This is a genomic window from Roseibium aestuarii (genome assembly GCF_008477545.1).
GTDB classification, from domain to species: domain Bacteria; phylum Pseudomonadota; class Alphaproteobacteria; order Rhizobiales; family Stappiaceae; genus Roseibium; species Roseibium aestuarii.
On the sequence record NZ_VORA01000002.1, the window covers coordinates 208,422 to 221,095 of the forward strand.

General features: G+C 64.8%; 16 protein-coding genes. 11 read left to right on the top strand and 5 right to left on the bottom strand.

Features of this window, described 5'->3' with window-relative positions:
• Positions 1–254: 254 nt before the first annotated feature.
• The 5 genes from FR728_RS09590 to FR728_RS09605 all read left to right on the top strand — a co-directional run bounded on the left by FR728_RS09590 (position 255) and on the right by FR728_RS09605 (position 2,164).
• The gene (locus FR728_RS09590; RefSeq protein ID WP_149892463.1) at positions 255–596 is read left to right on the top strand and encodes a hypothetical protein; all 342 of its coding nucleotides are present in this window, start codon (positions 255–257) and stop codon (positions 594–596) included.
• 110 nt (positions 597–706) lie between these two features.
• A complete protein-coding gene (gene purS, locus FR728_RS09595; RefSeq protein WP_149893076.1) occupies positions 707–949 on the top strand; it encodes a phosphoribosylformylglycinamidine synthase subunit PurS in 243 nt (80 codons plus the stop codon).
• A gap of 25 nt (positions 950–974) precedes the next feature.
• A complete protein-coding gene (locus tag FR728_RS19575; protein WP_188318854.1) occupies positions 975–1,082 on the top strand; it encodes a phosphoribosylformylglycinamidine synthase-associated small membrane protein in 108 nt (35 codons plus the stop codon).
• 20 nt (positions 1,083–1,102) lie between these two features.
• Entirely contained in the window at positions 1,103–1,768 is a 666-nt protein-coding gene (purQ, locus tag FR728_RS09600; protein WP_149892464.1) for a phosphoribosylformylglycinamidine synthase subunit PurQ, read from the top strand.
• Between the two features lie 141 nt (positions 1,769–1,909).
• Entirely contained in the window at positions 1,910–2,164 is a 255-nt protein-coding gene (locus FR728_RS09605; RefSeq protein ID WP_188318855.1) for a DUF2164 domain-containing protein, read from the top strand.
• Positions 2,165–2,226: 62 nt separating this feature from the next.
• On the opposite strand, the gene FR728_RS09610 is transcribed toward FR728_RS09605, so the two are convergent.
• Both FR728_RS09610 and FR728_RS09615 read right to left on the bottom strand, forming a co-directional pair.
• Positions 2,227–3,156 carry a helix-turn-helix transcriptional regulator gene (locus FR728_RS09610; RefSeq protein ID WP_188318856.1) on the bottom strand — a complete coding sequence of 310 codons (930 nt, stop codon included), beginning with the start codon at positions 3,154–3,156 and terminating at the stop codon, positions 2,227–2,229.
• Positions 3,157–3,428: 272 nt separating this feature from the next.
• On the bottom strand, positions 3,429–3,707 hold the full coding sequence (locus tag FR728_RS09615) for a DUF1127 domain-containing protein (protein ID WP_149892467.1): 279 nt from the start codon (positions 3,705–3,707) through the stop codon (positions 3,429–3,431).
• Between the two features lie 114 nt (positions 3,708–3,821).
• Here FR728_RS09615 and FR728_RS09620 point away from each other — a divergent pair, with 114 nt between their 5' ends.
• The 5 genes from FR728_RS09620 to grxD all read left to right on the top strand — a co-directional run bounded on the left by FR728_RS09620 (position 3,822) and on the right by grxD (position 9,471).
• Positions 3,822–5,342: an aminotransferase-like domain-containing protein gene (locus FR728_RS09620; protein WP_149892468.1), complete on the top strand. Its 1,521-nt coding sequence runs from the start codon at positions 3,822–3,824 to the stop codon at positions 5,340–5,342.
• A 143-nt stretch (positions 5,343–5,485) separates the two neighbouring features.
• On the top strand, positions 5,486–6,451 hold the full coding sequence (locus tag FR728_RS09625; RefSeq protein WP_149892469.1) for a calcium/sodium antiporter: 966 nt from the start codon (positions 5,486–5,488) through the stop codon (positions 6,449–6,451).
• A 118-nt stretch (positions 6,452–6,569) separates the two neighbouring features.
• On the top strand, positions 6,570–8,768 hold the full coding sequence (gene purL, locus FR728_RS09630) for a phosphoribosylformylglycinamidine synthase subunit PurL (RefSeq protein ID WP_149892470.1): 2,199 nt from the start codon (positions 6,570–6,572) through the stop codon (positions 8,766–8,768).
• Between the two features lie 54 nt (positions 8,769–8,822).
• On the top strand, positions 8,823–9,056 hold the full coding sequence (locus FR728_RS09635) for a BolA family protein (RefSeq protein WP_149892471.1): 234 nt from the start codon (positions 8,823–8,825) through the stop codon (positions 9,054–9,056).
• Positions 9,057–9,138: 82 nt separating this feature from the next.
• The gene (grxD, locus tag FR728_RS09640) at positions 9,139–9,471 is read left to right on the top strand and encodes a Grx4 family monothiol glutaredoxin (protein ID WP_149892472.1); all 333 of its coding nucleotides are present in this window, start codon (positions 9,139–9,141) and stop codon (positions 9,469–9,471) included.
• Positions 9,472–9,535: 64 nt separating this feature from the next.
• On the opposite strand, the gene FR728_RS09645 is transcribed toward grxD, so the two are convergent.
• On the bottom strand, positions 9,536–9,979 hold the full coding sequence (locus FR728_RS09645) for a DUF3280 domain-containing protein (protein ID WP_188318857.1): 444 nt from the start codon (positions 9,977–9,979) through the stop codon (positions 9,536–9,538).
• A gap of 506 nt (positions 9,980–10,485) precedes the next feature.
• Here FR728_RS09645 and FR728_RS09650 point away from each other — a divergent pair.
• A complete protein-coding gene (locus tag FR728_RS09650; protein ID WP_149892474.1) occupies positions 10,486–10,764 on the top strand; it encodes an antitermination protein in 279 nt (92 codons plus the stop codon).
• A 54-nt stretch (positions 10,765–10,818) separates the two neighbouring features.
• On the opposite strand, the gene ttcA is transcribed toward FR728_RS09650, so the two are convergent.
• Both ttcA and rpsD read right to left on the bottom strand, forming a co-directional pair.
• The gene (gene ttcA / locus FR728_RS09655; RefSeq protein WP_244304527.1) at positions 10,819–11,832 is read right to left on the bottom strand and encodes a tRNA 2-thiocytidine(32) synthetase TtcA; all 1,014 of its coding nucleotides are present in this window, start codon (positions 11,830–11,832) and stop codon (positions 10,819–10,821) included.
• Positions 11,833–12,000: 168 nt separating this feature from the next.
• Positions 12,001–12,618 (bottom strand): 30S ribosomal protein S4, encoded by a 618-nt coding sequence (gene rpsD / locus FR728_RS09660; RefSeq protein WP_149892476.1) that lies wholly within the window; start codon positions 12,616–12,618, stop codon positions 12,001–12,003.
• Between the last annotated feature and the right edge of the window lie 56 nt (positions 12,619–12,674).

A 12,674-nucleotide genomic window follows, 5' to 3' on the forward strand; every position in this document is an offset into this window, starting at 1 on the left:
GATTCTCCTGTTTCCGAACAGAAACAAATCCCCTAGAAAGAGGTCCTTCTTTCTAGGGGATTTGTTCATTGACTCATGGATTTAAATTCGTTCTGGCAGGGGTCCTCTGCCTTTTTCTCGCCGCGTGCCAGACCGCCGGCCTCAAGCCCGGCAGCCTTCAGACCAGCTTCGCTCCGAAAGGCTGGCAAGTTCAGCAAAGAGGCGCGCAGCGCCTCCATATCTGTGATCTGCCGAGCTGCTCCACGAAGCAGCTCGTGCTCATCAGACCCGCCAAGATCAGAGGCCCCGCCGAAGGCGCGATCCGCGCAGATATCATCAGCAATGGCCTGATTGCTGAGCTTGGCGCCTCTGTCTCGAAGGCCAGCAGAGGCGTCTTCAAGCTCCTGTCTTCCCGCCGGATCGTCGAAAAGTCTTACAGCGGGTTCGAGGGGGTCTTCGTGGTGAGACTTCCCGGTGAAAAGCCGTTCTATGTCGCGGAGCGCCTGGTCGTCCAGGATGATCGCGGCACCTCCATCATCTCGGTCTCCTACAATCGCCAGCTGGCCGAGAAAAATCTCAAGCGCTTCATGAACCAGACCTCCATCCGTCGTCTCTGAAGAAGATCGACGTCAAGGCCGGGTTAAGGCTTTCGTTTTTGGGGCTCCTCGTGTATGGGGAGCCCTAATTGTTTCAGCCCCCGCTGCATGCTCCCAATCGCAGGAAGAAAATCATGAAGGCACGTGTGATCGTCACCCTGAAGAACGGCGTTCTCGACCCCCAGGGCAAGGCCATTGAAGGCGCGCTCGGCGGTCTTGGGTTTGACGGGATCGGCGCCGTGCGTCAGGGCAAGGTCTTCGATCTGGTGCTGAGCGCCACCGACAAGGCGGCCGCTGAAGCCGAAGTGGCCCAGATGTGCGAAAAGCTTCTGGCCAACACGGTCATCGAGAACTACGCCATCGAAATCGAGTAAGCGAGACGCGAGGGGCAGGCGTCCCATGCAGGACGACAGTGCGCGGATCATCCGGTTCCTGATCGTCAAGGCGCTGATCTTCATCGCCCTGCCTGCCCTTGCCGCCCTCGTTGCCGTGTTGGTCCTGCTCTAGAGCCAGTTGGATAAAGCCCCATGAAAACCGCCATCATCGTCTTCCCCGGGTCCAACCGCGACCGTGACATGTTCCACGCCCTGGAACTCATCACCGGCACCCGCCCGCAGGGTGTCTGGCACACGGAAGCAAGCCTGCCGGACGTGGATCTCGTCATCGTTCCCGGCGGCTTCTCCTATGGCGACTACCTGCGCTCCGGCGCGATTGCCGCCCGCTCGCCCATCGTCAAGGACCTGATCCGCAAGGCGGATGCGGGCGTGAACGTGCTGGGCGTGTGCAACGGCTTCCAGATCCTGACCGAGGCCGGTCTTCTCCCCGGCGCCCTGATGCGAAATGCCGGCCTGAAGTTCGTCTGCAAGGAAGTGAAGCTGCAGACGGTCAATTCTGCCACCCGCTTCTCCTCGCGCTTCGTCAAGGATCAGGTCTGGCGCTGCCCCGTCGCACACCACGACGGCAACTACTTCGCGCAAGCCGATGACCTGAAGGCCATCGAGGACAACGGTCAGGTGATCTTCCGCTACGCCGAAGGCACCAACCCGAACGGTTCGATCAACGACATTGCCGGCATCACCAACAAGGCCGGCAACGTGCTGGGCATGATGCCCCACCCGGAAAACCTGATCGAGGATCTGAACGGCGGCACCGACGGGCGCCTGCTCTTCGAGAGCCTGCTGAACGCGGCCTGACCGGCCCGCAGTCGGCACCACGAACGGATGATCGACGGAGGCCTCGCGCCTCCGTTTTTCATTGCGCGAACCAAATCTTCGCGGCACGCTCGCCCCGACGTGCCTCCCAGCCGCCAGACCCCGACAGGACCCCAAGCCGCCATGGCCGATGATCTTCTCTCGCCCCAGGAACAGGATGCCCTCGCCCGCGAGATCCAGACCTGGGTTCGCGACGAACTGGAAACCGAGATCGGCAACATGCAGGCACTGATGCTGCTCGACCGGCTCAACGACACGCTGGGTGCGGCCCATTACAACCGCGGCCTGCGCGATGCGGCGGCAGCCGCCAGCCGCCGAAACGACGATCTTGTCGATGACCTCCATGCGCTGGAACGCCCCTGGAGCGGCCGGCGCTGAAACAGACCGCCTCGCTCAGGGCTGGGGCTGGAGGCTCAGGGTGAGGGCTGAGAGCCCGCGCCTCACTCCGGCAGGGCGCCCCCGGTCGCACCGATCCAACCGCTCGGGCCCCGCGCATCCCGCTCGCTGCTCCTGCGAAACTGGCTCGGCGTGAGGCCATAGCGCCTCGTGAAGGCACGCGAAAAGGACGCGGTGCTGGAGAAGCCGCAGCTGCGCGCCACCTTGCGCACCACCTCTCCCTCCTGCAGGGCAAGGCGGGCCAGGGCAAGGCGCCAGTCGGCCAGATAGCCGCCGGGCGGCACGCCCAGCACCTCGCGGAAGGTCACGGCGAACTGGGTGCGCGACATGCCGGCCACCTCCGCCAGATCCTCCAGGTTCCAGGCGCGCTCGGGCCGGTCGTGGATCGCGACCAGGGCCGGTGCCAGACGGGGATGGGCGAGACCCGCCAGCAGGCCGATGCCCGCCCCTGCCCGCTCAAGACAGTGACGCAGGAGGCGGATCAGCACGACCTCGCACAGGCGCAGGAAAGCGGCCAGCCCGCCGCAGCGGGCCCGGGTCGCCTCTTCGATCAGCGGATGAATGACGCTCGCCAGGTCTGGCGCCTCGCTCAGGTGCAGGCAGAGGCGCGGCGGCAATGCCCGCACAAGATGCGGCCCCACCCCGCGGAGAGCCACTTGCGCCCGGACGAGAACCTCCGCCTCACCGTCAGCAGGCGCGCCGGTCTGGAACCACCGCCCGTTCAGGCCCGACGGCACGGCAGCCGGATCGGGCGTATAGACGAGCCGCACAGCCCCGTCCGCCAGACGCTGGATCACGAAATTGGCCGCAGCCTCGGACACGGCCTGCCCCTGCGGCCCATGGTCCCGCGGATGCAGAAGCCTGGCATCGACGCGCAGGTTGCTGATGAGGGTCGACAGGCGATCCTGATGCGCTCTGCCGGCGGTTTCAGTGACAAGCCCCGCAGCAGCGGAGATCGGAAGATCCGCATCCATTGTCAAACCTCCTCGGCAAGATCGGCAGCTATCGCGAGTTGGCCTCGCGATTTTTCGGTATATTAACCGATCTCCTGCCGTAGAGGCATTCTTCATTCGAACGAGACGCAGGTGCAAAACGAAAAAGGGGCCTGACCTCATGAAGGCCAGGCCCAAGACGCGCGGATCCGCGCGGTCTGGAAGACGAATTTCCCCGCCTGCAACGGGTGGAAAGGCTCAAGGGGACCAGCCCTGACAGGCGGAAGGCGTCTTCAAGGTCAGGAGGGAGACAATCAGGGTCGCCGTCCAATCGGACGTCGCTCGGCGGGCCGCCCGGTTGCAGGGGCACAATTCCAGAAGGGACGCATTGCCTCTTCCAGGGCCGCATCTCGGGTCAGGCCGATGTCAGCCAGCGCCTCGTCGGACAGCATGGCCAGTTGCCGACGGGTATGCCCCACGCGCCACCAGAGCTGGCAACGCTCCACGAGCAGCCACAACAGGGCACCAAGTCCGCCACCAAAGACACGTCCGGTCCGCCGGAACGGCAGTATTATTGTATCGATTGCATTCATTTCTCCACTCCGATCTGGGGATCAGCTCGGTGACATTCACGTCAATTCCGCTCAATCACGGTGACAATCTTATGAATTGACTCCATTTCGAGAGCAAGCTATCAAATTGTCACCATGACAAATTCGCCTTTTTCGATTCCGGATGGCAACACGCCGATCTACATGCGCCTCGCGGACCAGATCGCCGACAGCATCCTGTCCGGCACGCTCGCCGCAGGCACCAGGCTTCCCCCCCAGCGCAATCTGGCCTTCGACCTCGGGGTCACGGTGGGAACGGTGGGGCGCGCCTATGCGCTGGTGCGCGAACAGGGCCTCGTGAGTGGCGAGGTCGGGCGCGGCACCTATGTGCTGGGATCTCAGGATCGCACCCCGCCGGAAGCCGGGATCACCGGCCCGCGCAAGCTGCGCGACATGCCCCGCGACCACCCTCTCGACGGACTGGAGCGCGAGGACCGCAAGTGGAGTGCGGCACCCCGCAGCGCCGACACGGCCGAGTTCGGCTATGGCAGCACCCGCCTGCCCCTTCCCCCCCATGGCGCGATCCGCCTCGACAGCACCTCGGCGCCGGAACTGGGTCAGGGCGGCGTCATGGAGCGGATCCTGCCGCAGATCGCCCTCGACGCCCCTTACGAGATCGCCAGCTACACGCGCATCCTTCCCGATTCCTGGCGTGAGGCAGGAGTGCGCTGGCTCAGCCGCGGCGGCTGGACGCCGACCCCGGACGTGATGATCCCGACCTTCGGCGCCCAGGCGGCGATCATGGCCGTGATCAACTCCATGACCGCCCCGGGCGACCGCATCGTCTTTGAAGAGCTCACCTACTCCTCCGTCGCTCGCGCGGCCCGCTTCTCCGGCCGTCAGGTCGTGCAGGTGCGCGCCGACGCGCAAGGCCCCCTGCCCGACCATCTGGACAGCGTCTGCCGCCAGACCCATCCCCGGCTCATCTTCCTGATGCCGAGCATGCACAATCCCACCCTCGGCGTGCTGTCGGCCGCGCGCCGGGCGGAGCTGCTGGAGGTCGCCCGTCGCCATGACCTCTGGATCATCGAGGACGAGGTCTACGGCGCGCTGATCGACACGGGGCTCGAGCCTCTGGCAAGCCTCGCGCCTGAGCGCACCTTCCATGTCGGGTCGCTCTCCAAGGCCGTGGCGGCCGGGATTCGCGGCGGCTGGGTGGCGAGCCCTCCCGCCCACGTCCAGCGCCTCATCACCGCCCACAAGATGATGACCGGCGGCTCCTCCTATCTCCTGTGCGAGGCAGCGGCCCGGCTGGTGAATTCCGGCGAGGCCGACCGCATCCGCGACCGGGTAAAGGCCGAGATCGCGGCCCGGCAGGCGATGGCGGTGGACCGCCTCGGGAACGTCGAGATGGAGACCTCCCCCGAGGCCCCCTTCCTCTGGCTCAAGCTGCCCGACCCCTGGCTGCCCGGAACCTTCAAGGCTGCGGCTGCTGCACGCAACGTGCTCATCGACGACGAGGACGAGTTCCGCACGGGCCGGGCGCGCGAATCCCAGTTCCGGGTCCGCGTGGCGTTGACCAACCCCCAGTCCCGGGAGGAGCTGGCAGCCGGCCTCGACGTGTTGCGCCAGCTTCTCGCCGACGACGGGGCCTGCTGCTACGACAGCTTCGAATAGGGCCTCCAGCCCGGCCACCGAACGGAGCCGGTAAAGCCTCCAGGCGGCGAAATATTTATTTGCATGGCAGGTCTTGTGCCCCATTGCGGGGCGCATCACCCCTCCCCATCTGCTGGCCACCTGCAATTGGGGTTTCCTTCAAAATGATGGCCTTCGGTCTCGTTCTCGGTCTGGTTCTTCTGGTCGCCGGGGGCGACCTTCTCGTGCGGGGCTCTGTCGGCCTCGCCAAGCGTTTCGGCCTGTCCGAATTGCTCATCGGCATCGTGCTCGTCGGGTTCGGCACGTCCACGCCGGAGCTGATGACCAGCGTTCTGGCCGCCCGCGACGGACTGTCCGGCATCGCCATTGGCAACGTGGTCGGCTCCAACACTGCCAACATCCTGCTGATCCTCGGCCTCTCCGCCCTGATCTTCCCGCTGAAGGTCGAACCGGCCGCGCTCCTGCGCGATGGCCCGGCCAATGCGCTTGCGGTTGGGGCCGTGGCGGTCCTCGCCTTTACCGGCGTCATCGGCCCGGTTGCCGGCGCCCTGCTGGTCGCTGGCCTCATCGCCTATCTGGTCATCACCTATCGCATGGAGCGCAACGCGCATACGCCCTCTGCCGAAATGCACCGGGCCGAAGCCGAGGCGGTGACCGCCCAGCCCTGGTTCGACAGCCTGCCTGCCCTTCTGGTGATGGCACTCGGCGGTCTTGCGACCATTCTCGCCGGCGCCCATTTCCTGGTGAATGCGGCCGTCGAACTCGCCCAATCGCTCGGCGTCAGTGATGCGGTGATCGGCGTCACCATCGTGGCCGTCGGCACCTCCCTGCCCGAGCTCGTCACCTCGGTCATTGCCGCCCTGCGCCGCCAGTCGGACATCGCGCTTGGCAACATCCTCGGCTCCAACATCTTCAACATCTTCGGCATTCTGGGCGTTTCCGCCATGATCGCCCCGCTGGCCGTCCCGCCGGAGCTTATGGCCCTCGACCTCTGGGCACTCATCGGCGCAACGGCTCTCCTGCTGATCACCTGCATGACCGGCTGGAGGATCTGCCGCCGCGAAGGCGCGCTCATGCTCGTAGCCTATGTGGGCTACATGGTCCTGATCGCCCGCAACGCCCTCGCCTGAGACGCGAAATTGTTCAGATTCTTTGCCCGGGAAGTCTCCCTTTCCGGGCAGCAATCTGCTACACGGCGGCATCATTGCCTGTCCCGCGATTGCCGCGGATCAACCACAGCGGACCGACATGATCCCCAACGACATCAAGATCACGCCCGAACTCATCGCGTCCCACGGCCTGAAGCCGGAGGAATACGACCGAATCCTGGAGCTGATCGGCCGCGAGCCGACCTTCACCGAGCTCGGGATCTTCTCGGCCATGTGGAACGAACACTGTTCCTACAAGTCGTCCAAGAAGTGGCTGAAGACCCTGCCGACCAAGGGTCCGCGGGTCATCCAGGGCCCGGGCGAGAACGCCGGCGTGGTCGACATCGGTGACGGACAGGCCGTCGTCTTCAAGATGGAAAGCCACAACCACCCGTCCTACATCGAGCCCTATCAGGGCGCGGCAACGGGCGTGGGCGGCATCCTGCGCGACGTCTTCACCATGGGCGCGCGCCCGGTGGCTGCCATGAATGCCCTGCGTTTCGGCGAGCCGGATCATCCGCGCACCCGCCACCTGGTCTCCGGCGTCGTGGCCGGCGTGGGCGGCTATGGCAACTCCTTCGGCGTGCCGACCGTCGGCGGCGAAGTCGAGTTTCACAAGAGCTACAACGGCAACTGCCTGGTCAACGCCTTCGCGGCCGGCCTTGCGGATGCCGACAAGATCTTCCTCTCCGAAGCCAAGGGCGTCGGTCTTCCGGTCGTCTATCTCGGCGCCAAGACCGGCCGTGACGGCGTCGGCGGCGCCACCATGGCCTCGGCAGAATTCGACGACACCATCGAGGAAAAGCGTCCCACCGTTCAGGTCGGCGACCCCTTCACCGAAAAGTGCCTTCTGGAAGCCTGCCTCGAGCTGATGCAGACCGGCGCGGTCATCGCCATCCAGGACATGGGCGCTGCCGGCCTCACCTGCTCCGCCGTCGAGATGGGCGCCAAGGGCGACCTCGGCATCGAGCTGAACCTCGATCAGGTGCCGGTGCGCGAAGAGCACATGACCGCCTACGAGATGATGCTGTCGGAAAGCCAGGAGCGCATGCTCATGGTGCTCTCGCCGGAAAAGGAAGATGTCGCCAAGGCCATCTTCACCAAGTGGTGTCTGGACTTCGCCATCGTCGGCGTGACCACCGACACCCTGCGCTTCATCGTCAAGCACCAGGGCGAGGTCGTCGCCGACCTGCCGATCAAGGAACTGGGCGACGAGGCTCCCGAATATGACCGCCCCTGGGTGGAAAGCGCCAAGCTGCCGGTCCTGAACGCGGCCGACATCGAGGAGCCCGCCGACTACGCGCAGGCCCTGACGCAGCTCGTCGGCAGCGCCAACGGCTCGTCCCGCCGCTGGGTCTACGAACAGTATGACACCCTGATCCAGGGCAACACCGCCGCCCGCCCGGGCGGTGACAGCGGCGTCATCCGCGTGGAAGGCACCCGCAAGGGCCTGACCTTCTCCGTCGACGTGACCCCGCGCTACTGCAAGGCTGACCCGTTTGAAGGCGGCAAGCAGGCCGTGGCCGAAGTCTGGCGCAACCTGACCGCCGTCGGCTCCGAGCCGCTGGCTGCCACCGACAACCTGAACTTCGGCAACCCGGAAAAGCCGGAAATCATGGGCCAGTTCGTAGGCTGCATCAAAGGCATTGGCGCCGCCTGCGAACACCTGGACTTCCCGATCGTCTCCGGCAACGTCTCGCTCTACAACGAGACCCACGGCGAAGCCATCCTGCCGACCCCGGCCATCGGTGGCGTCGGCCTGCTGCCGGATGTCGCCGTGCGCGCCTCCTCCGCCTTCAAGGCAGCCGGTGAGGCCATCGTCGTCATTGGCGGCAAGGGCACCCATCTGGGCTGCTCCCAGTATCTCTCCGAGATCCTGGGCCGCGAGGAAGGCGCACCGCCCCCGGTCGATCTGGACGCCGAAAAGCGTCGCGGCACCTTCGTGCGCCAGCTCATCGGCGCCGGCCGCGTGACCAGTGTCCACGACATTTCCTCCGGCGGCCTGGGCGTCGCGCTCGCCGAGATGGCCATGTCCTCTGGCATCGGCGCGACCGTCAAGATCGATGGCCCCGCCCATGCCGCGCTCTTCGGCGAGGACCAGGGACGCTACGTCCTGAGCGTCAGCCGCGACGCGCTGGACGCGCTTCTGGAAGATGCCGTCGACAACGGCATCGAGGCCCATCGCATCGGCACCACCGGTGGCGAGGAATTGACTGTCGAGGGTGTCCTCACCATATCGATTGCAAAGCTGAGCGCAGCGCATGAAAATTGGTTCCCCAGCTTCATGGCTGCTTCCTGAGCGAAGCAGCCAGCACGGAACCGACAAGAACACCGGGGAAGAGGACGTACCGACATGCCGATGGACGCCAATGAAATCGAAACCCTGATCAAGGCCGCCTTGCCCGACGCAAAGGTCGAGATCCGGGACCTGGCCGGTGACGGCGACCACTACGCTGCCAATGTGGTCTCCGAATCGTTCCGGGGCATCAGCCGCGTCCAGCAGCATCAGCTTGTGTATCAGGCTCTGAAGGGCAACATGGGCGGCGAGCTCCATGCACTCGCCCTGCAGACCAAGGCACCGGACTGACGCGGCACCCCGCCTCCTCGAACCAACGCCGGCTCCGCCGGCTGCCGGGCCTCCCACCCGGCCCGATCAAAGGACGAGAACCATGAGCATCCAGGACTGGATCAAGAACGAAGTCGAGACCAATGATGTCGTGCTCTTCATGAAGGGCACCCCGAGCTTCCCGCAGTGCGGGTTCTCGGGTCAGGTCGTGCAGATCCTCGACTACGTCGGCGTGCCCTACAAGGGCATCAACGTGCTGGAAGACGATGCCCTGCGCCAGGGCATCAAGGAATTCACCAACTGGCCGACCATTCCGCAGCTCTACATCAAGGGCGAATTCGTCGGTGGTTGCGACATCATCCGCGAGATGTTCCAGAACCAGGAACTCCAGTCGGTGCTGGCCGAAAAGGGCATCGAAGTGAGCCAGAGCGCCTGAAGCGCTTCGAGCTCCACCGATGACAGGATCAAGGGCGCCTACGGCGCCCTTTTTCATGGGGCCCTCATCGGGGCAGGGTCTGCGCCTCCCCCGCCAGCACCCGGTGGTCGATCAGCCACTTGAGCCCGCGCCGCCAGGCCTCGTCCGAATTGTTGCGAATGTCCGTGTGATACTGCCAGAGCACCGCGCCGGTGGTGGCATCCCGCCCACGCAGCACGATGGTCTGAATGAGAACGGAAATCTTCGTCACCGTGCCCGTCACAGAGAGATCCGCGCCCACCTTGCGGGCCAGCTTGTCCTCGCAGAGATTGCAGGAATAGACGCTCTTGACGCTGGCAAGCTCGTCGGCGACCGGCGCGCTGTCGACCACAACATAGCGCGGGTCCGCCGCCAGCAGCTCGCGCAGATAGTCCGTGAGCATGCGGATGCGCGCCTGTTCGGCGGCATCGCTCAGCCCCAGATCCAGCTCCTGGCTGAAGTTGACAAAGGCAAGATCGAAGACTGCCACCCGCTGCGGTCGATCGCCTGGCTCTCCGGCATACCCGTTGCGACCTGCGGCGAGGAGGACCATGCCGGCCATCATCAAGCCTGCGAGTACGCGCCCTGCGCCCTCTCCCGCACGTCTCACACCCCCGCGCCTGCTCAGGATCATGATGGCTGCCTCCCTCGGGCTGGGACATTTCGGATGCCGGTGGCACCTGCCTCCGGGCACACCAGCCTAGCCCCCTTGCCACGGAAGGCCATACCGACCTTCGGAGCCACGTTTCGCGACACACTTCTCCCCCCGTCCGGCGCCGAGATGTGTGTCCCTGACAAAATCGCTCGGCAAATTTTGCCGAATCCCCTAACCTGACGCTAGGTGAAGATTGTCAGCGCTCCTTTCCGGCCGTTCACGGACCCCGGGCAGATCCGCCTCCCGATCCTCTCCGACAGACGGACCACACCTGCTCAACCGCATCTGCTTGACCACACGGGCAAGGCGCGGAGGCAGGATCAGGACAGGGACCGCGAAAAATGAAGACACTCACTGTCGCAACGCTGCTGATCGCCCTCGCCGGACTGATCTACACCTTTCTGGACGAAAAGCCCCAGCCCGAACTCTCCCGCTTCGATTGCGCGGATCTGACCCTTTTCGCCTCCCGTGGGGCGAAGTCGGCGGATGATCATTGTGCGAGTTACGGCGGCGTGGCGCTGGCGAGCAGCGCACCCACCGCCCGGTCCGCCCTCGTCATCCTGGTGCGCAACCAGCCGGTCGGCGGAGCGACAGGGCTTGCCGAAAGCTCGATCCACTAGGAGACCTCGCCGCTCAACAGTCCGGCCCGCGTAGCTGCGCGAGCAGGCTGCGCATCATTCGTTGGCGAACAGCTTGTCCGTCATGGCGAGGCTTGCCGCACAGGGCTCCTCAGCCTCACCTGCCAGGGCCGCAGCGCCCGCACCAGTGCCGGGCCGCAGGCCCTCAAAGTCGTAGAGCGACCGGTCGAGCAGATGGGACGGCCGGGAGTTAGCGAGTGCCCGCGCCATGACCCCGAGACGGCCCGGCGTCTGCCGTTCCCAGTCCTGCAGCATCTTCTTCACCGCCTCGCGCTGGAGCCCGTCCTGCGAGCCGCACAGGTTGCACGGGATGATGGGGAACTCCATGCCGCGCGCGAATTTCGCAATGTCGCTCTCGGCCGCATAGGCGAGCGGCCGCAGCACCAGCAGATCCCCCTCGTCATTGAGCAGCTTCGGCGGCATGGACGCCAGGCGTCCACCGTGGAAGAGGTTCATAAAGAAGGTCTCGAGAATATCCTCGCGGTGATGGCCGAGCACGATGGCTTCGCAGCCCTGCTCGCGGGCGATGCGATAGAGAATGCCCCGGCGCAGGCGGGAGCACAGGGAGCAATAGGTGCGGTGGGCCGGGATCTTGTCGGTGACGATCGAATAGGTGTCCTCGCGCACGATGACATTCTCGATCTCGTTGTCGGCGAACCACTTCGGCAGGATGTCCGGCGGGAACCCGGGCTGGGCCTGATCCAGATTGCAGGCGATCAGGTCCACGTTGAGCAGGCCGCGCCACCTCATCTCGATGAGAATGGCCAGCAGAGAATAGCTGTCCTTGCCCCCCGACAAGCAGACCAGCCATTTCGGACGTGCCGCACCCGGCTCAAGCACCGGCGCCATGCCGTAATCCTCGATGGCTTCCCGGGTCTGGCGCAGCAGCCGCTTGCGCAGCTTCTTGAACTCAACGCCGGAGGGCGCATTGCGGAAGATCGCCGGAACATCGGTGTTCGCTTCCGGGCTCTTGCGCAGCACATCCTCGCCCGCATCAAGGGCCTGATCTGAAGCCTGGGTGAGGGCCTGAACATCCATGGCGTGGTCCATCGGTCTCGCGTCCGCAACAGGGCCGGACTAAGGGAAAATCTCTGGCCCCGCTGATACAGGATCCCCCGGTCCGGTGCAATCCGGGCGCCGATCGCCGTCGTGAAGCCACAAAAAAAGAGGCCACCCGAAGGCGGCCTCTCGAAAGGGATCCGAAGATCGAAACGTCCCTTAACGGGAGTAGAATTCGACCACCAGGTTCGGTTCCATCTGGACCGGGTACGGCACGTCAGAGAAGGCCGGCACGCGGACGAAGGTCACGGTCATCTTGGAGTGGTCGGCGTCCAGGTAGTCCGGCACGTCGCGTTCACCCGACTGGGTGGCTTCGAGAACGAGAGCGAGCTGCTTGGACTTTTCACGAACTTCGATCACATCGCCCGGACGAACCTGGTAGGAACCGATGTTGACGCGCTTGCCGTTCACCTTCACGTGGCCGTGGTTGACGAACTGACGAGCCGCGAAAACGGTCGGGACCAGCTTGGCGCGGTAGACGATGGCGTCCAGACGGCGTTCCAGCAGACCGATGAGGTTTTCGCCGGTGTCGCCACGCATACGAGCGGCTTCGACGTAGGTCTTGTGGAACTGCTTTTCGGACAGATCGCCGTAGTAGCCCTTCAGCTTCTGCTTGGCGCGCAGCTGCACGCCGAAGTCGGAGAGCTTGCCCTTGCGGCGCTGACCGTGCTGGCCGGGGCCGTATTCACGCTTGTTGACCGGGCTCTTGGCACGACCCCAGATGTTTTCGCCCATCCGGCGGTCGATCTTGTACTTAACGCTATGGCGCTTGGACATCGCGGTTTCCTTTTGTAAACGCGTTGTTTTTTTTGCAAGGAAACGCGCCCTCCTTT

What these genes read in the sequence shown, in the direction of transcription:
- FR728_RS19575 (WP_188318854.1), top strand. Translation starts at nt 975, where the DNA reads ATGCAGGACGACAGTGCGCGGATCATCCGGTTCCTGATCGTCAAGGCG.
- FR728_RS09635 (WP_149892471.1), top strand. Translation starts at nt 8,823, where the DNA reads ATGCCGATGGACGCCAATGAAATCGAAACCCTGATCAAGGCCGCCTTG.
- FR728_RS09625 (WP_149892469.1), top strand. Translation starts at nt 5,486, where the DNA reads ATGATGGCCTTCGGTCTCGTTCTCGGTCTGGTTCTTCTGGTCGCCGGG.
- FR728_RS09650 (WP_149892474.1), top strand. Translation starts at nt 10,486, where the DNA reads ATGAAGACACTCACTGTCGCAACGCTGCTGATCGCCCTCGCCGGACTG.
- grxD (WP_149892472.1), top strand. Translation starts at nt 9,139, where the DNA reads ATGAGCATCCAGGACTGGATCAAGAACGAAGTCGAGACCAATGATGTC.
- rpsD (WP_149892476.1), bottom strand. Translation starts at nt 12,618, where the DNA reads ATGTCCAAGCGCCATAGCGTTAAGTACAAGATCGACCGCCGGATGGGC.
- purQ (WP_149892464.1), top strand. Translation starts at nt 1,103, where the DNA reads ATGAAAACCGCCATCATCGTCTTCCCCGGGTCCAACCGCGACCGTGAC.
- FR728_RS09605 (WP_188318855.1), top strand. Translation starts at nt 1,910, where the DNA reads ATGGCCGATGATCTTCTCTCGCCCCAGGAACAGGATGCCCTCGCCCGC.
- FR728_RS09620 (WP_149892468.1), top strand. Translation starts at nt 3,822, where the DNA reads ATGACAAATTCGCCTTTTTCGATTCCGGATGGCAACACGCCGATCTAC.
- ttcA (WP_244304527.1), bottom strand. Translation starts at nt 11,832, where the DNA reads ATGGACCACGCCATGGATGTTCAGGCCCTCACCCAGGCTTCAGATCAG.
- FR728_RS09615 (WP_149892467.1), bottom strand. Translation starts at nt 3,707, where the DNA reads ATGAATGCAATCGATACAATAATACTGCCGTTCCGGCGGACCGGACGT.
- FR728_RS09610 (WP_188318856.1), bottom strand. Translation starts at nt 3,156, where the DNA reads ATGGATGCGGATCTTCCGATCTCCGCTGCTGCGGGGCTTGTCACTGAA.
- purL (WP_149892470.1), top strand. Translation starts at nt 6,570, where the DNA reads ATGATCCCCAACGACATCAAGATCACGCCCGAACTCATCGCGTCCCAC.